A 23,232-nucleotide genomic window follows, 5' to 3' on the forward strand; every position below is an offset into this window, starting at 1 on the left:
AGAAAAAAGGTGAAACTTATTCTAAAATTTATGAAAGTTTCTCTATCTTAACATCTTATTTAACAGTTTATCAGAAGATTTCACGATAAGTATGGACAAAAACGAGTTACTAAAGCGCACCCTTAAAAAGCAACTGTACTTTGCCAAGCAGCTTTCTGGGGCCGATTTAAGCGCCGGTATCGAAAAAAGTCTACCTATCACCATGAAGCTGCTGACGGAATTGATTAAGGATGGCGAGGTAGTAGAGCTCGGTTATGCCCCATCGACAGGTGGGAGACGGCCGATGCTGTATACCCTCCAAAAGGACGTTTACTTTATCCTGACGGTCGCAATGGACCAGTTGTTCACACGTATCGGCATCATGGACATGGAACACAAATTCGTTGCGCCGGTTGAAAGAATTGAGTTGCCCCTGGCTGACAACCCGGGCGCACTTCGGCAACTGGCCGAGCTGATTGAAGATTACATTACCAGGTCGGGGATTGAGAAATCAAAGATTGCAGGCCTTGGAATAGGAATGCCGGGTTTCATTGACGTGAAAAAGGGCATTAACTATTCTTTTCTCGACACGCCGGGTTCGAATGTGGTTGATTACCTGGAACAGCAGCTAATGCTGCCCGTGCATATCGACAACGATTCTAGCCTCATCGCACTTGCGGAACTGAAGTTTGGCGCTGCAAGAAACAAGCGGAATGTAATGGTAGTCAACATCAGCTGGGGAGTTGGACTTGGACTTTTACTCAATGGCGAGTTGTTTCGTGGTCAGAATGGATTTGCGGGTGAATTCAGTCACATACCTGTATTCAGCACCGACAAATTATGCAGCTGCGGAAAAACCGGGTGCCTTGAAACTGAGGCATCATTACTTGTAGTCGTACAGAAAGCTTTGAAAGGAATCAGGGAAGGACGGGTATCATCATTTCATGATATTGCGTCGAAAAACCAGGAAGAGGCATGTGAAGCGATTATCAGGGCGGCTGTAAACGGAGACAAGTTTTGCATCGAGGTCCTGTCTGAAGTGGGCTACAATATCGGCAAGGGGGTAGCGATCCTAATCCATATTCTTAATCCGGAACTCATCGTTCTCAGCGGAAGAGGCACCACAGCCGGCAAGCTGTGGCGTACGCCGATTCAGCAGGCATTGAATGAGCACTGCATTCCGAGGTTAGCCGAAAACACCGAGATCGAAATTTCAACACTCGGGTTACAGGCTGAATTGCTTGGAGCAGCCGCATTGGTAATGGAAAACTTTGACAAAGGCAAAAAGAAAAAAAATCAACAACTGCAAACCACCTCAAGCTAGGCTTGTCAGGGGGTTGAACTTTTTTGTACAATTAAAACTAAACTGCAATGAAAAGAACAACGGTTCGAATGCTTTTGCTATTCTTTCTGAACGTGTTCGCAGCTATGGCTGTAGCACAGCAGAAAAAAACAATTACCGGGTCCGTAAAGGACGATAAGGGGAACGGCCTGGCCGGCGTTTCCGTTATGGTAAAAGGCACAAAGGTCGCAGGCGCGACTGATGCCGCAGGTAACTACCTGATCGCTACTACGGCCGACCAGCCGGTGCTGGTGTTTTCAAACATTGGATTTAAATCACAGGAAATTACTGTTTCAGGACGGACAGAAATTTCTGTGGTACTCGAGTCAGATGCAAAAAGCCTGAACGAAGTTGTTGTTACAGGGTTTGGTGTTAAAAAGCAAACCCGTAAACTGGCTTATTCTGTTTCTGAAGTAAAAGGTGACGAGATCCTCAGGGCCAACAACGCCAACGTTGTTAACGCTCTCCAGGGTAAAGTCGCAGGTGTGATGGTTAACCAGGGTGCTTCCGGTCCGCAGTCAAGCTCAAGGATCAGGATCCGTGGTAACTCTTCCATCTCAAACAACAACTCTCAACCGCTGGTTGTGGTTGATGGTGTACTGCTCGAGCCGGGAACTACAGGTGCTGATTCCTGGGGTGATAACGCCGACTTCGGTAACGTTATGAAGAACCTCAACTCAGATGACTATGAAAGTGTAACTGTACTTAAAGGTGCTGCAGCAAGCGCCCTTTATGGTTCTAAAGCTCAGAATGGTGTACTTCTCATCACTACTAAAAAAGGTCGTGCAAGGAAAGGACTCGGCCTCAGCGTTTCGCACACTGAGTCTTTCGACAAAGCTTACAAGCTGATGGACTTCCAGGACGAATATGGTGGTGGTATCTATCCTACTTTTGAAAAAGATGCCAATGGTGTTGAGATCGTTGACCCGATCAATGCAATCACAAGGCAAGGTGGTTATTCTTTCGGTCCGAAACTCGATGGAAGGACTGTGAAGGAAGCTGACGGCCGCATGATCAAATGGTCTGCGAACGATCCGCTCGATCAGTATGAGACTGGTAAGTATATCAATACTAACGTTGCAGTTGAAGGTGGAAATGAAAAAACTACGTTCAGGTTCTCATATAGTAACCTGCTTAACAACAGTGTGCAGCCAAACAATGACCTGAAACGTAATAGCTTCACGCTCCGCGCAACTCACAAGGTTTCAAACGCTGTGAATATCGACGCGAGCATTAACTATACCAATTCAAAATCACTGAACCCGGCTCGCCAGGGTAGCCGTAATAACCCGCTGTTTGCGTTCTCTTATTACATGCCCCGCCACGTTGACCTTGGTTACTATGCCAACAACTACATCAATAAAGAATTGGGTGGTTCAATCGCTGTAGATAATCCTAACGTTAATGATCCATACGCTCTTGGCTCTATTTTCTGGAGTCTTAATGAAGATAACAGGAAAAGAACGGAGAACAACATCATTGCGAATGTTGATGTAAGTATAAAACTCAACTCCTGGTTAGATATCCTGGTTCGTGGTAACACCAACTACTATACTGATTTTTATGAGCGGAAAAACCGCGGTGCAGGTATCGGGTTCTCAGGTGGTAACTATGAGCTGGCACAAACCAATTACCAGTCTTTCCGTGTTCAGGGATTGTTGAATGGTAATAAGGATCTGAATGATGATTTCAGCACTTCATTCTCTGTAGGTGGTGAAACTTACCAAAATATTGGTGGACAGTACACAAGGTCATATACGAACGGTGGTCTGAAAATTCCTGACCTGTTCTCTATTTCAAACTCTGTTCAGCCTGCAGGTACTGAAGGATATCCCTGGCCTGGTAAGAGGACCGATGCGGTTTATGCATACGGTGACCTTACCTGGAGGGACATGTTGATCCTGAACCTGAGTGCAAGGAATGACTGGTCTTCAACCCTCACATATCGTGACGGACATGGTGATTATTCTTACTTCTATCCGAGCGTAGGCCTGGCATGGGTGTTCTCTGAATTGCCTGCAATGAAAGACGCTTCATGGCTGTCTTTTGGTAAACTGAGAGGTGCATTGTCATGGACTGGTCTGGATGCAGCGCCTCAGTATACTAACCAAACTGGTTACTATAGCCTGAATGGTACGTTCAACAATGCCAGCAATGGCAACCAATCAGTTTACGGTTTCAGCGATGCAACACTCAGGAATGACAACCTGAAGAACATGCTGACACGTGAACTTGAGTTTGGTGCTGACCTGCGTTTCCTGAACAATCGCATTGGAGTTGACTTCTCCTGGTACAAAAGAAATACGTACAACCAGATCTTCTCTCTGTCAACTCCAACTGAAAGTGGTGTAACAGGAAGGGTAATCAACGGTGGTGACGTACAAAACCAGGGTATTGAAATTTTGCTGACTGCAGTTCCGGTTCGTACTAAGAATCTTACCTGGACTTCCCTCATCAACTTTACCCGTAACAGGAATAAGGTTATAGAAATTGCTCCTGGCGTAACTTCAATTGACCTCGAACTTGCTTTCGGTAACGACGTTATCGCCAAAGCGATTGCAGGTGGCGATTATGGTACTGTTGAAACAGGTTTTGCTTTCGCTAAATACCAGAAGAAAGATGCCAGCGGTAACCCGATTGATCACGCAAACAACGGGAAGAATGTACTTGGCTTTACTGGTTATGGTACTACAGGCGGCTATTATACTTATATGCGTCAGCAGGACTATGATGGAACCAAAAAGATCCTCGGATCAATTATGGAAGACTTCCTCGCGAGCACAACTCAGACTGTGAACTGGAAGAATTTCACTTTCAATGTACAGATCGATGCGAAAGTGGGTGGTCTGCTTGCTTCTGCAACACACCAGTACGGTTCTGCAAACGGATCTCTGAAGAATTCACTCTACGGACGTGACCTCGCATCAGGTGGTAAAACCTATACAGATGGTAACGGTGTTGAAAGATACGATGGTATCATTCCGGATGGTGTTCTTGCGGACGGTCTTACTGCAACCAACGGTAGTGGTCAGACAGTTGACCTTGGTGGTATGTCATACGATGAGGCGGTTAAGCAGGGGCTGCTGAAGCCAATTCCGGCTTATGCATATTACGAGAACCTGTCTCAGTGGTCAAGCGGTATCCGTGAATACTCTGTATTTGAGAACTCATGGGTAGCTGTTCGCGAAGTTTCGATCGGTTATAACCTTCCGGCTGCTTTCACCCAGAAGCTCAAGATGAACAGTCTTCGCGTAGGTGTAACTGGCAGGAACCTTGGTTACCTGTATAAGACTGCAAAAGATGGTATCAACCCCGAAGGTATTTACAGCAACAGGTCTGCTGCATTTGCTGAATATGGAGGCTGGCCTTATGTAAGAAGTCTTGGATTTAATATCAATGCAGCCTTCTAATTTATCTCTCCATAAAATCATAACTAATATGAAATCGAATTTGAAAATATATTGTGGACTATTGCTCTGTGTCGGCCTTACACAGGTATCCTGCAAGAAGGAGAGCTTTGTAGAGGCGAATACTTCACCTAATACACTTTACAGTGTAAACCCGGAAGATCAGATCCTCAAAGCGGCTGTTAACTTTGAGAATGACTTCGAATATTTCTATGATGTTTACCGCAAACTGAACTACTGGCTGCAATACTCAACACCAAGTGTTGGTAACGGTCAGAACTTCACGCTGCCCGGTTCACAGTTCAACTATCGTTATGGTACGTTCTATGAGCGTATGGGACCGGCAGTAATGGATGCCATCCAGACCATCGAAAAAATGCCTGCGGAGCAACAAGCCAGCCGCGTTTACCAGAAGGCCGTTGCAGAGATCATGATGGCATACTATGCTTTCTATGTCAGCGACATCAACGGAAGTATTCCTTTCACCGAAGCTTTCCAGGCCCGTTACGGCGGAACGCTGACTCCGGTGTATGATAAGCAGGAAACTGTTTTCGCAACAGTTGACCAGCTGACTAAAGACGCAGTTGCATCCCTGGAATCAACGCCTTCTGTTGAGCAGGCTGCTCTCGGCAACAATGATCCGTTCTACAATGGAGACTACACTAAATGGATCAAAGCAGGTAATGCTCTGCGCCTGAAAGTGGCCCTCCGCCTTATGAAGCGTGACCCGAACAAGCTGGCAGCTATTGCCAATGAAGTGTTCGCTGATGCCAACCAGATGTCTTCTATCGATGATTCCTGGATGCTGAAGGCTGGTCCGTCATACGCAAACTCAAGTGGTAACTGGAATCCTGATGCAGGATTTGTAGCTGGAAGACCTGTAGTTGAATTCATGCAGGAAAATGCAGATCCACGCCTTCGTATCTATTACCGTCCAAACAAGAATGGTCAGTACGTTGGTAGCTTCCCAAGCCCGGATGATGCGCAAAAGCCTGCTAACAAGCCATTGTACTCGGTTGCTGATACACTGTCTGAACTTCAGCACAGGATCTTCACACCGGATATGGTATACACCGCAGGTGAAACACCAACGGGTTCTTCTTTCTTCCCTGTAGTTACTTATGCAGAGTACTGCTTTATCCGCGCAGATCTCGCTGCTCGTAATATTGCGGGAAGCGATGCAGAACAGTGGTATCAAAAAGGAGTTGAAGCTTCTATTCAGCAGTATGACAAACAGGCTCAACTTGCAAAGGTTCCAGGCTATACACCAGTTACGCCTGCTGAGATTACTGCCTATTATGCAAAGCCTGATGTTACATTCGACCCTGCAAAAGCTCAGGAGCAGATTGCTGTCCAGGCTTACCTCGACTTCTACCGCAACCCGATGGAAGCATGGGCATGGTGGAAGCGTACCGGCTACCCCAACACAACTTCTGTTTTGGCATGGTCTGAGCTGAGATCAAATGGTTCGCTGCTTCAGCTGCCCAGGAGAGCTTCACTCACCCCGCTGCCTTCTACAAATGCCAACTTCTCTAACCAGGAGCAGGCGTTACAGGATATGGCTGCTGATCCTGACTTCGGTGCAGGTCCCGGCGATCCTTACGGACGTGTTTGGTGGGATAAGAAATAAGTGCCTGAAACACATATAGATAAAACCCCGGGCAATTGCCCGGGGTTTTACCTTTAATTGAAGAGATGTAGATTTTGTTTTAGTAATTTGAGTAATGCGCCTGCTGCTGTTTATATTGCTTCTTTTCCCCTGTACTGTTGCACTGTCACAACAGGCTGCAACGCATTTCAGTCCCCGGCAGATCAAAAGCATTTCCCTTACAACTCCCGGCGATCAGCCTGCTTCTTTAACCCTGCAGAAACAACTGACCGTTATTGTATTCCTTTCACCCGACTGCCCGCTTTGTAAAAATTATGCGCCTGTCCTGAACAAACTGAAAGAAGACTTTGATCAGCAGGTGAATTTTATCGGTATTATTCCCGGTGCGGCTTATACGCAAAATGAGATCACCGCTTACAGCGACCGGTACAAATTATTATTTGACCTGGTGGTTGACAAACAAAAGAAATTATCAAAATTCCTCGAAGCTTCCGTTACTCCCGAAGTGTTGGTGATTGAACAGAACGGCAACCTGGTGTACCGCGGTGCAATTGATGACTGGGTAGTGAACCTTGGAAAGAAAAAGCTCAAAGCGGAACACGAATACTTAAGAACTGCTATTCAACAATTCCTGTACCACCAGCCGGTCATGGTTCAAAGAACAACTCCGAAAGGCTGTTACATAAATGATTACTGACGATGAAAATTAACTCCCTGCTGCTTACCTGTCTCCTGTTTATTGTCTGCCGTATCCCGCTCGCGGCGCAGGAACTTACCTGGTATAAAGACATCCAGCCCATATTCATGAAAAACTGCGCACCCTGTCACCAACCTGGTGAAGCAGGACCTTTTTCCCTTCTCAGCTACCAGGATGTGGCGAAAAGGGCATCATTCATTAAAGATGTCGTGCAAAGCCGTTATATGCCACCCTGGAAAGCAGATAACAGCTACGTGCATTTTGCAAACGATCGTTCCCTTGCACAGGGTGATATTGATAAGATCATTAAATGGATCGATAACAAAACTCCTGCCGGTAAACAGGAGGGCAGCAGCAGTTCTGCAAAGTCCCTGGTTACGGGAACTTCATATCATCGCGCGCCGGACCTGGTTCTGCAGATGCCTGATAGTTTCATGGTCCCTGGCGGCAACATAGAACAGTTTGTCATCTTCAAACTGCCATTCGAACTTGCTGATTCATTCAATATTGAAGCCATCGAGTTCACTGCCAATAATAAAAAACTGGTTCACCATGTGAACTATGCCATACACCCGGTTCCTGATCCTGCTATTGACCTGAAAAACTCTGTTTCACTCATTAACCTCAATCAGGACGACAGGAGAAAATTCGACCAGTACCAACCGTACCGCAAAACGATCACCTATTACGGCGGCTGGATCCCTGGCGCGAGCTACGAATCTTACCCACAGGATTTTGGCTGGGTCCTGCCAAAACGCGGTGTCATCCTGATGACCGTTCACTTCAGCCCTATACCTGAACAGGAATCATTCAAAGGTGGTGTCAACCTGTTCTTCAAGAAAACGAAAGTAAAACGACCGGTTAAAGTAGTGAGCTTCGGCTCAGGCGGTATTGGTGAAAGGCAGATCGAACCGATCTTTTATATCAAGGCAAATGAGAAACAGAAATTCACGCTTGAAGTGACAAACCCCAATGAAGATCAGTCGCTCCTCTATGTATGGCCACACATGCACCTTCTCGGAAAAGAATTTAAGGCCTACGCCCTTTCACCAACCGGTGATACTACCCGCCTGGTTCATATTTCTGACTGGGATTTCAGGTGGCAGGAGATCTACAGGTTCAGAAAACCTGTTCGCATCAGCAAAGGTTCGGTCATCAAACTCGAATGCACGTACGATAATACTGCAGACAATCCTTTCAATCCCAATTCTCCGCCGAAAACTATCTTCTCGCGCGGTGACATGAAATCAACAGACGAAATGATGACCCTCATGATGATCTTCGTTCCATATAAACCCGGCGATGAAAACATCTCACTTGAATAATTAATTCCCTGACCGTGATTGCCAATAAAAAAAATTTCTTCATAGCAGTGGTTACTGCCTGCGCTTGTATCTCTTCAACGATTGCCCAACAGGCGTCACCACTGTTTACACTGTTGTCTGAAAAACAGACCGGTATCCAATTCCTGAACCAGGTTAATGAAGACGACTCGTTGAATGTACTTCGCTACGAATACCTGTACAATGGCGCAGGAGTCGGTATCGGGGACTTCAATAAAGACGGGCTTGATGATATCTATTTCTCGGGTAACAGTACACCTGGGAAACTGTTCATCAACAAGGGTGGTTTCAGGTTTGAAGATGTTACCCGGTCCTCCGGAACAGCAGGTAACGGAACATGGGCAACCGGTGTGGCTGTTGCAGACGTGAATGGTGACGGCTGGCCTGATATCTATGTTTGCCATTCAGGAAAGTATTCTGATCCCGCAAAATTGAAGAATGAACTTTTCATTAACCAGGGAGTTGTAAACGGACAGGTAAAATTTACGGAACAGGCAGCTGCATTCGGACTTGATGCACCCGGTACACAATCTACCCAGGCTGCCTTCCTTGACTATGATCGTGACGGCGATCTCGACATGTTCCTCGTTAACCATTCGAATCATACCTACAACCCTTTTCTCAATACAAGGAAAGTAAGGTCGACCCCAAACATGCAATTTGGGAACAGGCTTTTTCGCAATAATGGAATCTCCAACGGCGCAGCAGTTTTTGAAGATGTGACATTACAGTCAGGTATTGTGAACCATGCGTTGAATTTTGGCCTTAGTGTGACAGTTAGTGACTTCAACGGTGATGGCTGGCCTGATATGTATACGACCAGCGACTATTCGGAGAAAGACTGTCTTTACATCAACATGGGTAACGGCACTTTCACGGAACAACTGGAACGTTCGTTTGCCCACATTTCTAAATATTCGATGGGTGCAGATGTGGCTGATTATAACAACGACGGACTACCTGACCTGTTTACGCTCGACATGCTGCCCGAAAATAATTACCGGCAGAAGCTTTTGCGCGGGCCGGATGAATATGACCAATACCATTTGCTTTGGGACAGCGGCTACTACAAACAGCAGATGCGCAACATGCTTCAGCTGAACCGTGGCCAGGACGAAAAAGGCAACCTTCGTTTCAGTGAAATCGGCCAGTTTGCAGGAGTGTCCAATACTGACTGGAGCTGGGCAGGATTGTTCGCCGATTTCGACAACGACGGCTGGAAAGACCTGCTCGTAACAAACGGTTATCTCCGCGATTTTACCAACATGGATTTTTTGAAGTACACGGTTGCCGATGCGAAGATCAAAGCTGCCCAACAGGGCCACCAGAACTTCCAGACCCAGGCCCTGGTTAAAGAAATGCCCGCGAACAAAGTGAGCAACTATATTTTCAGGAATAACCATGACCTCAGCTTTTCTGACAAAACACGCGAATGGGGCCTGATGAAACCCGCGGTGTCTAACGCAGCAGCGTATGCGGACTTCGACAATGATGGTGACCTGGACCTTGTTATTTGCAACAACAATGAACCTGCAATGCTTTACCGGAATAACCGCGAGCAGGCTGGTTCAAATAATTTTATCCGCATTACCTGTAAAGGTCCTGCAGGCAACACTATGGCGTTGGGTGCAAAAGTCAAAGTGATAACCTCGGGTGGATTGACGCAGATGCAGGAAATAAACCCGGTCCGTGGATACCAGTCCACCGTATCCAACCAACTTAACTTTGGAATTCCGGGAACCGCACAAGTTCAGCGGGTAACAGTGACCTGGCCTGACGGTACAGTGAGTGAAAGGGGAGAGGCTGCGGCAGGACAACAACTGGTTTTTGAACATGGAAAAGATGTTGCTGCCAAAGGAGAATCGACGAAGCCAGCAGCAAAAATTTTCACTGATGTTACCCGGACTTCCGGCATCGATTTCGTTCACCGGGAAAATGACTTTGTTGACTTCAAGGATGAAGTATTGTTGCCCTATATGTTATCGCGTAAAGGCCCTGCGTTGGCTGTTGCTGATGTGAACGGAGATAAACTTGATGACGTATTCCTGGGCGGAGCCATAGGGCAGGCGGGGGTATTATACATCCAAACCGCCGGGTCGACCTTTCAGCGATGTACTTCACAACCATGGATTGCTGATTCATCATCCGAAGACGTGAATGCCATTTTCTTTGACGCCGACAATGATGGTGATCCGGATCTGTATGTAGTGAGCGGTGGTAATGAATATGGTGACCAATCGCCTGAATACGCCGACAGGCTTTATCTCAATGATGGAAAAGGAAATTTTGAAAAGAGCACTTCCGCAGTTCCCCAAATGTTGAGCCCGAAACAGGCTGTAGCCGCGGGTGACTATGACCACGATGGTGATCTCGATCTTTTTGTTGGCGGGATGTCGGTTCCGGGATTCTTTCCACAGGCTGCCAGGAGTTACCTGCTTCGGAATGACAGCAAAAACGGCAGAGTCCTGTTTACTGAAATAATGGCTGACGCAGCCCCGGCGTTGCAGTCGCCCGGGATGATCAATGATGCGCTTTGGGCGGACACTGACGGAGATAATTTCCCGGAGTTATTCCTGGCAGGTGACTGGATGCCACTGCAATGCTGGAAGAATGAGAATGGTACATTCAGGAAACAGCTGATCAGTAAGAACGACACCCTGAGTGGCCTTTGGTCAGCAATTCGTGCTGCAGACCTGGATGACGATGGTGACCTTGATTTCCTTTTGGGAAATGCCGGCCGCAACAACCAGTTCAAAGCGAGTGCCTCGCAACCCATGACCATCGTCGCAGGTGACTTTGACAACAATGGTTCCACCGATCCGATCTTTAGTTATTATATCCAGGGCAAGTCGTATCCTTCTCCGTCAAGGGATGAACTTCTCGACCAGATCGTTCCGCTCAGGAAGAAGTTCATTCATTACAGCGACTACGCGAATGCATCCATAAACGACATTGTACCAGCTGCAGCATTTGCCAAAGCGCAACAGGTAACCTGTAACCAGTTGTCGAGTGGCGTGTTGTGGAATGAAGGGAAATCCGGCTTCAGGTTCGAAAGTCTTCCGTCTGAGGCCCAGCTTTCCTGTGTGAACGGCTTTGTTGTGAATGATTTCGATAATGATCATAAAAATGAGGTGTTCCTGGCCGGCAATTTTGAAGCATACCGTGTTCAATTGGGACAATCGGACGCCGGTCTTGGACTACTGGTGAAAATAGACGAAAACAAAGGGTTTCTCCCCCTTACCCCGATGCAGGCAGGTAATTACGCAGGTGGTGATATCAGGCGGATCGCGATGGTCCGGTCTAAAGACAGTAATATGGTGATCCTGGCTGGTAACAACCAGCAGCCACAGATCCTGAAAATTAATCCCAGGTAAAAGAATAACGATGAAAAGCTTATTGATGAAAAAGATCCTGGTTATAGTCTTGTTTCTGGCAATCGCCGGTGAGTTGTTTTCACAGGCATCGGCACCGCTTAATAAACGGATATCTTACACAACCGATGCTTATCCCCTGCACCGGGCACAGAAAGCACTGACTGACGTGATCGTGCATGATATATTCTCTCCGCCGGTAGCGAGCCGCATTTACGTGTATGCGAACATGGCAGCTTTTGAATGCCTCGCAGCAGGTGACCACAACCTGGGCAGCCTGCATGGCCAATTAAGTAAATTCCCAGCCATCCCTGCCCCTGGAAAAGAAGTGGTTTCATCGGTTGCAGCCATCCACGCATTTTTCAATACTGCCAAACAGCTGGTGTTCTCCGAAAAGCGCCTGATGGATTCCGCAGCAGCCGTCCTCAAGTGGTATAAAACGAAATCAGTCGGGCCAAAACAACTGGCGGCATCGGAGGCTTACGGGAAACTGGTGTCCGACAGTATCCTGAAATGGGTTGCAGCAGATAATTATAAAGAAACGAGAAGGATGAAGCGCTACAACCTGTTGAAACAGCCCGGCACCTGGCTGCCCACGCCTCCTGGTTATATGGCTGCCATTGAACCGCACTGGAACAAGATCAGGCCTATTGCCCTGGATAGCGCAGCACAGTGTAAGCCCGCACCACCCACCAGGTTCGCCACCGACAGCAGCTCAGCCTTTTATAAAGAAGCGATTGAAGTGTGGCAGACAGGCAAGCAGCTTTCGACGGAACAAATAGCTATCGCGAGTTTCTGGGATTGCAATCCCTTCTTTCTGAATACGCAGGGTCACCTGAATTTTGCCACCAAGAAGATCTCGCCGGGCGGACACTGGATGCTGATCACTGCATTAGTTTGCCGTCAAAAGCTTGCTGATATAAAAACCAGCGCTGCTGCTTACACCATTGTATCAGCGGCAATTTTCGATGGCTTTATCAGCTGCTGGGATGAAAAATACCGCAGCCACCTGGTGAGGCCGGAGACATTTATCAATTCTAATATTGATGAATCGTGGCGACCGCTGCTGCAAACCCCGCCTTTCCCGGAATACCCCAGCGGTCACAGCGTCATTTCCACAGCCGCAGCCGGTGTGCTGACCAGTATCTTCGGTGACAATTTTGCCTTTGACGACAGCACTGAACTGGAGTATGGACTGCCTGTCAGGCATTTCCGGTCCTTTAAGGAAGCATGTGACGAAGCCGCCATCAGCAGGCTCTACGGCGGCATCCATTACCGGCCTGCAATCGAGAATGGCCAGACCCAGGGGCGCCAGGTGGGGGAGATCGTGCTCCAAAAGCTGAAGCTTAATCGTTGACCATAGGGGGCCACCCGTGGAGTAAAAAGGTGAAAACGCGGTCGGGGAGGGGATTTTAACGATTGACGACGAAGTTTTGACTTTTTTCTCCCCCAAAATCCCTAACTTTGCCCTCCGTTTTCATATATTCGGCGAATACTATAGGGAGGCTGCGAAATGGCCATTTATATGTAACCTCCTTATTTTCAGAGCACTGGATTGGTAAAACAATCCTTGGATTATAATCTGTCGACGATTATTAAAAGCTTTAAAACCGGTTTAAAATACATATGTCTTCAACTAAACAGAACACCAGGATCAACTTTGGTAAGATCAAACACCTCGCTGAAGCTCCTGACCTGCTGGAAGTGCAGATTCAATCGTTTAAAGACTTCTTCCAATTAGAAACAACTCCGGACAAACGTAATAATGAGGGCCTGTTCAAGGTGTTCAAGGAGAACTTCCCGATCACCGACACGCGTAACATTTTCGTGCTGGAGTTCCTCGATTACTTTATTGATCCGCCCCGCTACACCATCGAAGAGTGTATGGAGCGTGGTCTAACTTACGCCGTTCCTCTCAAGGCAAAGCTGAGGCTGAGCTGTAACGACGAGGAACATGTGGATTTCCAGACCATCGTTCAGGATGTGTTCCTGGGTAACATCCCCTACATGACACCGCGCGGTACATTCGTGATTAACGGTGCAGAGCGTGTAGTGGTATCCCAGCTTCACCGTTCCCCTGGTGTGTTCTTCGGACAATCCATCCACCCCAACGGAACCAAGATCTATTCTGCCCGTGTTATCCCCTTTAAGGGCGCATGGATGGAATTTGCGACAGATATCAACAACGTGATGTATGCGTACATCGACCGTAAAAAGAAGTTCCCGGTAACAACGCTCCTGCGTTCCATCGGTTTCGAGACCGACAAGGACATCCTGGAACTCTTCGGTATGGCTGATGAAGTGAAAGGTGAAAAGAAAGCACTTGAAAAATACCTCGGTAAGAAACTCGCTGCCCGCGTTCTGAGAACTTGGGTGGAAGATTTCGTTGATGAAGATACAGGTGAAGTAGTGTCTATCGAGCGGAATGAAGTGGTGCTGGAGCGTGATACCATCCTCGATGAAGAAGCGATCGAAATGATCGTTGACATGGATGTGAAGAGCGTGTTCCTGCAGCGTGAAGATGTTGGTGGTGATTATGCCATCATTTATAATACCCTGAACAAGGACACTTCGAACAGTGAGTTGGAAGCCGTACAGCACATCTACCGCCAATTGCGTGGTGCTGACGCTCCCGATGATGAAACGGCCCGTGGTATCATTGATAAACTGTTCTTCTCCGATAAACGTTACGACCTCGGCGAAGTAGGCCGTTACAAAATCAACCGTAAGCTGAACCTCAACTATCCCCTTGATCACAAAGTACTGACCAAGGAAGATATCATTGAGATCATCAAATACCTGGTACGCCTGACCAACGCAAAAGCGGAGATCGATGATATTGATCACCTGAGCAACCGTCGTGTACGTACTGTAGGTGAGCAACTGTACGCCCAGTTCGGTGTGGGACTTGCCCGTATGGCACGTACCATCCGCGAGCGTATGAACGTACGTGATAACGAAGTGTTCACGCCTGTTGACCTGATCAACGCGCGTACCCTTTCTTCAGTTATCAATTCATTCTTCGGAACCAGCCAGCTGTCACAGTTCCTCGACCAGACGAACCCGCTGTCTGAGATCACGCACAAGCGTCGTATCTCTGCACTCGGACCAGGTGGTCTTAGCCGTGAGCGTGCAGGCTTCGAAGTTCGTGACGTACACTACTCTCACTACGGCCGTCTCTGTACCATCGAAACTCCGGAAGGACCGAACATCGGTCTGATCTCTACCCTTTGTGTACACGCGAAGATCAACGAGATGGGCTTCATCGAAACGCCTTACCGCCGTGTAGAAAATGGTAAAGTGAACATGAAGGAACTGACCTTCCTGAGCGCCGAAGAAGAAGATACCGCGAAGATCGCCCAGGCGAATACCCCGCTGTCTGAAAAAGGTGAATTCGTAGAAGAAAAGGTTGTGAGCCGTGAAACCGGTGACTTCCCGATCCTCGATAAAACAGAAGTGGAATACATGGACGTGGCTCCGAACCAGATCGTGGGATTGAGCGCATCTCTGATTCCGTTCCTGGAGCATGATGATGCCAACCGTGCCCTGATGGGATCGAACATGCAACGCCAGGCCGTTCCCCTGATCAAGCCGCAGGTTCCTTTCGTAGGTACCGGCCTTGAAGGTAAAGCAGCCCGCGACGCGCGTGTTCAGATCATTTCTGAAGGCGAAGGTGTGGTGGAATACGTTGACGGAAATGAAATCCATATCCGTTACGAACGCAATGACGAACAACGCCTCGTAAGTTTTGAGGAAGACCTCAAGATCTACAGGTTGACAAAATACCAGAAAACCAACCAGGAAACTTCCATCACGCTGAAACCTGCCGTTAAGAAAGGCCAGCGCGTTAAGGAAGGCGACTTCCTCACAGAAGGATACGCAGTTCAGGGTGGTGAGGTTGCACTCGGACGTAACCTGAAAGTGGCCTTCATGCCATGGAAAGGATACAACTTCGAGGATGCCATCGTGATCAACGAGAAAATGGTGCGCGAAGACCTGTTCACGTCAATCCATATTTCTGAATACGAATTGGAAGTTCGTGATACCAAACTGGGTGAAGAAGAACTGACCCCGGATATCCCGAACGTTTCTGAAGAGGCTACCAAAGACCTCGACGAAAACGGTATCATCAGGATCGGTGCTCATGTGAAGGAAGGTGATATCCTGATCGGTAAGATCACTCCGAAAGGAGAAAGTGATCCTACGCCGGAAGAGAAACTTCTTCGTGCCATCTTCGGTGACAAAGCCGGTGATGCAAAAGACGCTTCTCTGAAAGCACCTAACGGTGTGGAAGGTGTGGTTATCGACAAGAAGCTGTTCCAGCGCGCCAAAAAGGATAAGAACGCCAAGGTTCGCGAAAAAGCTGCCCTGGAAAAAGTAGAAAAGGTTCACGAGAAGAATGTACAGGATCTCCAGGATGTATTGCTGAGCAAACTGCAAAGCCTCGTTAAAGAAAGGCCATCTGCAGGTGTAAGCAACAACTTCGGTGAAGTACAGATCGGTAAGGGCGCAAAATTCACTGCAAAGAACCTCGCCGGACTGGATTACCTGAACATCAACCCGCTGGGCTGGACAACCGACGAGAAAGTTGACAGCCAGATCAACATCCTGCTGCACAACTACAGTATCAAATACAACGAAGAACTCGGCCGTTACAAGCGTGAGAAATTCAATATCTCGATAGGTGACGAATTACCTGCAGGTGTATTGAAGCTCGCAAAAGTTTATCTCGCAGTTAAGCGTAAGCTTAAAGTGGGTGATAAGATGGCGGGACGTCACGGTAACAAGGGTATCGTTGCCAAGATCGTTCGTGCGGAAGACATGCCGTTCCTCGAAGACGGTACACCAGTTGATATCGTGCTTAACCCGCTCGGGGTACCAAGCCGGATGAACCTCGGCCAGATCTATGAAACCGTGCTCGGATGGGCAGGTGAAAAACTGGGCGTGAAGTTCGCAACCCCGATCTTCGACGGTGCTTCAACTGACGAGATCGAGCAGTACTGTACACAGGCAGGCATCCCGATGATGGGTCACACTCACCTCTATGATGGTGAAACAGGTGACCGCTTCCACCAGAAGGCTACAGTAGGTATCATCTACATGATCAAGCTGCACCACATGGTTGATGATAAGATGCACGCCCGTTCAATCGGACCATACAGTCTCATTACCCAGCAGCCGCTTGGTGGTAAGGCACAGTTCGGTGGACAGCGTTTCGGTGAAATGGAAGTGTGGGCACTTGAAGCATACGGTGCATCCAACATTCTCCAGGAGCTGTTGACCATCAAGTCTGATGATATCATCGGCCGTGCGAAGACTTACGAAGCAATCGTTAAAGGTGACAACATTCCAAGAGCAGGTGTTCCTGAATCCTTCAATGTATTGATCCACGAACTGCGTGGTCTCGGTCTCGACCTGAAGTTTGATTAATCGAATTCATTTATTGGCAATAATGCAAAGCCCCCTGTAACAAGGGGGCTTTTTTATTGATCGTAGTGTTTAGCGAAAAGATATGGGAAGGGCAAAAAGTAAGTTTGACGAAATGTCCGCGATCTTCTGTGTGCAAATATTTATATTAGACTCATCAATTTCAAAACACAACTAAATGAGAGCCTTCCTGCTTGCATTTCTGCTTTTTACTTTTTCATATTCCGTGACAGCACAAGTACCCCAAACTCCAAAGCGTCCGCTATTTCCTTCTGATATCTATCGTCTGCAAACACCTTCTTCATTGGAGATTTCCCCTGATGGCAACTGGATCCTCTATACGGTGCGCAAGGTTGACAGTGCGAAAGATAAATTCTCCAGCTCACTCTGGATGATCAGCTGGGATGGAAAAGAAAATGTGCAGCTGACTTTCGATAAAAGTGCATCTTCTGCGAAATGGAGTCCTGACGGAAAGTACATTTCGTTTGTGGGTACCCGGGATGACGAAAAGAACAGCCAGGTTTATCTCCTTGACAGGAGGGGAGGAGAAGCCAGGAAGCTCACCAGTTTCAAAGGTGACATTGATGAATATAACTGGTCTCCAGCCGGCGACCGCCTCGTTCTGAGTATTAAGGACGAAGATTTTTCCGATACTGCCAATACAAAGATAAGGAAGCCATACGTGATCGACCGGTATCATTTCAAGCAGGACAGGCAGGGATACCTCGACAGTGCAGCCAGTCACCTTTACGTGTTCACCCTTGCCACGAAAAAGCTTGATACGCTTACGCGTGGCTTTTACAGTGAAGAGCAACCCGTCTTTTCGCCCGACGGCAAACAGATTGCTTTTGTCAGCAACCGTTCAACCTTGCCGGATAATAATGCCAACTCAGACCTTTTTGTAATGGAAGCCCGTGCAGGCGCCAGTCCACGCAAACTCACAAGCTGGGAAGGGTCTGATGAGCAACCGGTCTGGAGTCCCGATGGCAAAATGATAGCCTACCTTCAGAGCAGCAGCAATGAACCCTTCACAATGTATGGGCAGCCACTGGTAACAGTAATCCCGGCAAATGGTGGAGAGAAGAAGGTACTAACTGCGGAAGCAGACCGTCCGATCAGGAATCTTCGCTGGAACAATGATGGTAATCAATTGACAGGCCTGATGGAAGATGACCGTGAAGTAGTGATCGTATCAATTGATCCGGCCACCGGCAAAGTGACCAGGCTGACCAGCGGTGAAAGAAGTTTTTACGAAATGGAATGGAACAGGCATAAGAATTCTGCGGTAACGGTGATGAGCACGGTGTATGTGCCAGCTGAATTATTTGCTTTTGAAGGTCGTGAACTCCGCCAGCTGACTCACTTGCAGGACTCCTTCCTTGCTCCGTTACATTTGCCGAAAGTGGAAGGATTCCGCTCGAAGAGCAAGGACGGAACAAGTATTTCCGGGATCCTGTACAGGCCCGCCAGTACGCCGGCAGGAACTAAGCTTCCCCTGATCATATTCATCCATGGTGGACCAGTAGGGCAGGATGAGTTTGATTTTGACCTGGACCGGATGATATATGCATCCGCGGGCTATGCTGTAGCGGCAGTGAACTACAGGGGCAGCAGCGGCCGGGGTTTGAACCACATTAAGTCGATCTATGGAGATTGGGGAAATAAAGAAGTTATGGATATAGTCGGCGCAGCAGACCATCTCGTTGCTCAAGGGATTGCAGACGTGGCACGTATGGGGCTGGGTGGCTGGAGTTATGGTGGAATTACGACCAACTATACCATCGCCACTGACCAGCGTTTCAAAGCTGCTGTGAGTGGCGCGGGCAGTTCTCTTCAGTTAAGCCTGTACGGCAGTGACCAGTACGTTACACAGTATGAAAAAGAGCTCGGTTATCCGTGGAAGAACCCGGAAAAATGGATTGCCGTTTCATACCCGTTCTTTAAGGCGGACAGGATAAAAACGCCTACTCTTTTTATGGCAAGTGAAAGCGATTTCAATGTTCCGGTAACAGGGGCGGAGCAGATGTACCAGGCCCTTAAAGCGCTTAATGTTCCAACCGGGCTGATCATTTATCCCAAGCAATACCATGGCATCAGCGTTCCAAGCTACCTGAAAGACCGTTACCAGCGACATATCGCATGGTATAATAAATACCTGAAATAATACGTCATCAGGCAGTAGTTGGGAAATAGCATATAGCCACGTTTGCGGTTGGATTTCAATCACGTAACTACTATAACATTTATTTGATTCTACTCTGTAGTGCTAGAATAATTTTCCCGTGAACCCATTACTGGTTCAACACCAAAATGATTTGTTAATTAATCAATGTTGTTTTAAATTTATAATACAGGTTTCGTTCTTCGGAAACCTGGTTATACGTAGTTTTCTTCTTTTACTATCTGGACCATATCCTGCTGATTATTGATTGTTTTCTGCAAGCATATTTGGATTTCACTAACGTCTTTCAATGCTGATTTATCAGATTGAAGGAACTGGATTTCGATTTGGAGTCTGAGTTTGAGTTTGAAAGTCTTTAGCTACCCCCAATAACTAAAAACAATGCGTATGATACAGTGCTTGTTATTGATTGATGACGACCCTGAGGAACTTGATATACTTACCGAAGCTTTGAATGGAGTTACTCCGCGCATCCGATGCGTTTATGCAAAAGGTGCGGAAGCTGCATTGAAAGTATTGCACCAGATTACACCTGATGTAGTATTTATTGATATAAACATGCCTAAAATCGATGGCATTGAATGCCTTGCCCTGCTGAGGAACATGAAGCTGCCGGAACAGGTAGACGTTTTTATCTATTCCAACTTCATTGACGATAAAGTGTGTAAGCTCGCTCTCGAGATGGGCGCGAAAGATTGTATAAAAAAACCCTACAGTATCCTTCAGTTAAAAGCTATACTACGCAAAGTTTTACAAGTTGCTGATGCCGATGAATTTGTGCAGAATAGAAAGTGATCCGGACTATAAAAGCGCCTTTTCAACAAGTTCTTTCAATTCCTGCATTTTGAATGGTTTTTCGAGAAAGTTGTCCGCACCAGCTTTGAGGGCAAATTTTGAGATGTGCGGGCTTGTTGAAACCATGATCACGGGTATATGCCTGGTGGCTGGATTTTCTTTCAGCCACTTGCATACATCCAGGCCATCAATATCTGCAAGCTGTTTGTCCAGGATAAACAAATGAGGGACTTCAAATTTGTTATGAATCAGGTCAAGTCCGCTCCTGTAAATAATTACTTCATAACCCCATCCTTCCAGAATTAGCCTTATAACTTCCTGGATACCGTGATCATCTTCAGCTATTATGATTTTCTGTGCAGCTGCCATGTTCTCTATCTAAAACAAATAAGTTACTTCAAATCAGAGGCCAGCTGCCTGACGCGGAAATGTCCACCGTTTGGGACAGTTTCAACGCCGATGCCCATCCGAATTTGCTAATAAAAAAGGGCTAAATCTCATGTAAAACGAATATTTCCCTTTAACTTATATGTGCGGACAAAAATCAGCATTATGGATTCAGTAAGGTCGCCCGGAGTACTTGAATGGATCTTTACTTTTGTGGCTTTCCTGGTTATCGGAGTTGCGGCCTTATTGTTGTACTATATTTCAGTTCCGGTAGATGCAGATGGAATGGGCAGGTATGCATTCACTGTTTTGTCGCGGCCCGGTTTAACCATATTCCCCGCGGTTATTTGTCTTGTCTTTCTAATTATCGCATTAATCCGGAAATGGTTCCTCGCAACCCTGGGTTATTTGGTCCTGCTTATCCTTGTCCTTTATTTAATGCTATGGCCGTCGCTGACCTTGAAAAAAGCAGCCAAATCGTGGAACGTACCGGTTTCGATTGGCCAGGCTTTAAGTTACCAGTTCAATACGGCAAATGCTGCAGGCATAATGACCATCAAATACGGCATCCCGGCCGACAGTAGTGACTTGCTGATGGATTACTGGCCTTCGATAAAGAAAGACACAGGTTTTAGGCCTGTTATCGTCAAGGTGCATGGTGGGGGGTGGGTTGCAGGTTCCCGGAAAGAACTGACTGCGTGGAACAGGTGGTTCAATGAACTGGGTTATGATGTATTTGACCTGGACTACCGCCTTCCACCTCCGGAGCGGTGGCAGGATCAAACGGGCGATATAAAAAGCGCGATTGGATGGCTGGTAAACAACGCCCAGCAATTCCGGATCGATACAGGTCGGATCATTATGATGGGAAATTCAGCCGGGGCAAGCCTGGCACTGCTTGCTGCCTACAGCTATAACGATTTCAGGCTGCCACCTTCCTGCGATGTGCCGCACGCCAGGGTCAGGGCTGTGGTTGATATCTATGGCCCTTCCGATATGGCCATGTTATATGCAACAACAGGCAGTACTTCACTGGCAAATTATGGGTTGCAGCGTTATATCGGGGGAGCGCCGGTCGATTTCCGGGAACGATATGATATGGTTAGTCCCGTTGCCCATGTAACTCCATCTTCTCCGGCGACACTCATTATCCATGGTGAAAAGGACCGGATTGTTCCCGTCACCCAATCATTGATCCTCGCCAATGCATTAAAAAAAGCAGGCGTTCCATACGAGTTTTACAGCCTGCCTTATACCGACCATTCATTTGACTTTAACTGGAATTCTATCGCCTCACAAATCGCCCGCGAAGAGATCAGTCAATTTTTGGAGAAGGTTAATAATCAGAAGTCAATAGGCAACTAAGTATTGTTGACCCGTTCACCTGTTGACTTCCAGGTATGCTTTCAACTCCTCATAACTGTTTCCAATTCTTTGTGCCACTTTTTCCTTTTTTAGGGTATCGTTAATGGAAGCCGGAACAGGTATGGACTCATTGATAACAGGCTCTACAACGTCTAGAAATTTTATGGGATGAGCTGTTTCCAGCACTATGCCTTGTTCACCGCCATGAGTTTCCAGGTAATGCTGAAGGCCATCATATCCGACAGCACCATGGGGATCCAGGAGGTATTTGTGTTTGTGGTAAACGTCCAGAAGTATATCCTTCGTTTGCTGATCACCGGTAGTGTGACTCGAGACCATTTTTTTTAAAGCCTCCGCATCATTGTTGAAAATCTTCATGATACGGATGAAGTTGCTGGGGTTCCCAACGTCCATGGCATTGGATATGGTAGGCAAAGCCTTCCGGGGCTCATATTTCCCCGTTTGCAGGAACCTCGGCACTACATCATTGGCATTGCAGGCTGCAATGAAATGCTGAACCGGTAGCCCTGCTTTCCATGCCATGAGGCCTGCACAGATGTTGCCGAAATTGCCACTTGGGACACTGAAGACCGGTGGTTGTTTCCCCTTCCATTGTTGTAAGGCAAAAAAGTAATAAAACTGTTGCGGAAGCCACCTCGCTACATTTATGGAGTTGGCGGATGTCAGGAATATTTTTTGTGCCAGGTCCCGGTCGCGGAATGCTTCTTTCACCATCTGTTGACAATCATCAAAATTGCCACTTACTTCCAGCGCATGAATGTTGTCGCCGAAAGTGGTGAGTTGTTTTTCCTGTACCGAACTGACTTTGCCCGAAGGGTAAAGGATCACTACATCCACTCCTTCAACATTATGAAAGCCACTTGCCACTGCGCCTCCCGTATCCCCGGAAGTTGCGACAAGCACGGAAACACGGCGATTGGTTTCGCCCGAAAAATAACCCAGGCACCGGCTCATGAACCTGGCACCAATATCCTTGAATGCCAGGGTTGGTCCGTGAAACAGTTCAAGTGAAAACGTGTTTTCATTTATTTGAACCAGGGGTATTTCAAAGTTGATAGTCTGAGTTACAATATCCAGCAGAACGTTTTCAGGTATCGTCGTTCCTACAAACGGACGAATGATCCTGAATGCAATTTCTTCGCGGGTAAATTGTTGCAGATTGTTTGTGAATTGTTTGTCGGCCACCGGGATTGTTTCGGGAAAGTATAATCCGCCATCCGGAGCCTGTCCTAATATTGTCGCTTCCCTGAAGTCAACCCTGGGCGACTGTCCGTTTAAACTGTAGTACTGCATATACTATATGTCGA

Annotated in this window: 13 protein-coding genes; 11 read left to right on the plus strand and 2 right to left on the minus strand. The window is 47.3% G+C overall.

Going from position 1 to position 23,232, the window contains the following annotated elements:
• Positions 1-202: 202 nt before the first annotated feature.
• From OI18_RS05230 to OI18_RS05275, 10 genes are all read left to right on the plus strand, one after another.
• Entirely contained in the window at positions 203-1,303 is a 1,101-nt protein-coding gene (locus OI18_RS05230; RefSeq protein WP_240312725.1) for an ROK family protein, read from the plus strand.
• A gap of 47 nt (positions 1,304-1,350) precedes the next feature.
• A complete protein-coding gene (locus tag OI18_RS05235) occupies positions 1,351-4,731 on the plus strand; it encodes a SusC/RagA family TonB-linked outer membrane protein (RefSeq protein WP_205409984.1) in 3,381 nt (1,126 codons plus the stop codon).
• A 28-nt stretch (positions 4,732-4,759) separates the two neighbouring features.
• The gene (locus OI18_RS05240) at positions 4,760-6,358 is read left to right on the plus strand and encodes a SusD/RagB family nutrient-binding outer membrane lipoprotein (RefSeq protein WP_039137782.1); all 1,599 of its coding nucleotides are present in this window, start codon (positions 4,760-4,762) and stop codon (positions 6,356-6,358) included.
• A 94-nt stretch (positions 6,359-6,452) separates the two neighbouring features.
• Positions 6,453-7,034 carry a redoxin domain-containing protein gene (locus OI18_RS05245; protein ID WP_039137784.1) on the plus strand — a complete coding sequence of 194 codons (582 nt, stop codon included), beginning with the start codon at positions 6,453-6,455 and terminating at the stop codon, positions 7,032-7,034.
• A 2-nt stretch (positions 7,035-7,036) separates the two neighbouring features.
• A complete protein-coding gene (locus tag OI18_RS05250) occupies positions 7,037-8,359 on the plus strand; it encodes a monooxygenase (protein ID WP_039137785.1) in 1,323 nt (440 codons plus the stop codon).
• Between the two features lie 14 nt (positions 8,360-8,373).
• Positions 8,374-11,751, plus strand: a complete 3,378-nt coding sequence (locus tag OI18_RS05255) for a VCBS repeat-containing protein (RefSeq protein ID WP_052272883.1) — start codon at positions 8,374-8,376, stop codon at positions 11,749-11,751.
• Between the two features lie 10 nt (positions 11,752-11,761).
• Complete coding sequence (locus OI18_RS05260) at positions 11,762-13,105, plus strand: vanadium-dependent haloperoxidase (RefSeq protein WP_205409985.1); 1,344 nt, start codon at positions 11,762-11,764, stop codon at positions 13,103-13,105.
• A 269-nt stretch (positions 13,106-13,374) separates the two neighbouring features.
• On the plus strand, positions 13,375-17,178 hold the full coding sequence (rpoB, locus tag OI18_RS05265; RefSeq protein WP_039137786.1) for a DNA-directed RNA polymerase subunit beta: 3,804 nt from the start codon (positions 13,375-13,377) through the stop codon (positions 17,176-17,178).
• A gap of 175 nt (positions 17,179-17,353) precedes the next feature.
• A complete protein-coding gene (locus OI18_RS05270; protein ID WP_039137787.1) occupies positions 17,354-19,339 on the plus strand; it encodes an alpha/beta hydrolase family protein in 1,986 nt (661 codons plus the stop codon).
• Positions 19,340-19,744: 405 nt separating this feature from the next.
• Positions 19,745-20,152: a response regulator gene (locus OI18_RS05275; protein WP_160290196.1), complete on the plus strand. Its 408-nt coding sequence runs from the start codon at positions 19,745-19,747 to the stop codon at positions 20,150-20,152.
• Positions 20,153-20,158: 6 nt separating this feature from the next.
• Here the strand turns inward: OI18_RS05275 and OI18_RS05280 are convergent, their stop codons facing one another.
• Positions 20,159-20,521, minus strand: a complete 363-nt coding sequence (locus OI18_RS05280; RefSeq protein ID WP_039137789.1) for a response regulator — start codon at positions 20,519-20,521, stop codon at positions 20,159-20,161.
• Positions 20,522-20,704: 183 nt separating this feature from the next.
• Here OI18_RS05280 and OI18_RS05285 point away from each other — a divergent pair, with 183 nt between their 5' ends.
• On the plus strand, positions 20,705-21,904 hold the full coding sequence (locus OI18_RS05285) for an alpha/beta hydrolase (protein ID WP_152616734.1): 1,200 nt from the start codon (positions 20,705-20,707) through the stop codon (positions 21,902-21,904).
• 15 nt (positions 21,905-21,919) lie between these two features.
• Here OI18_RS05285 and thrC read toward each other — a convergent pair whose 3' ends face one another.
• Entirely contained in the window at positions 21,920-23,218 is a 1,299-nt protein-coding gene (thrC, locus tag OI18_RS05290) for a threonine synthase (RefSeq protein ID WP_039137791.1), read from the minus strand.
• Positions 23,219-23,232 lie beyond the last annotated feature (14 nt).

The sequence above is a fragment of the Flavihumibacter solisilvae genome (genome assembly GCF_000814475.1).
In the GTDB taxonomy this organism is placed as follows: domain Bacteria; phylum Bacteroidota; class Bacteroidia; order Chitinophagales; family Chitinophagaceae; genus Flavihumibacter; species Flavihumibacter solisilvae.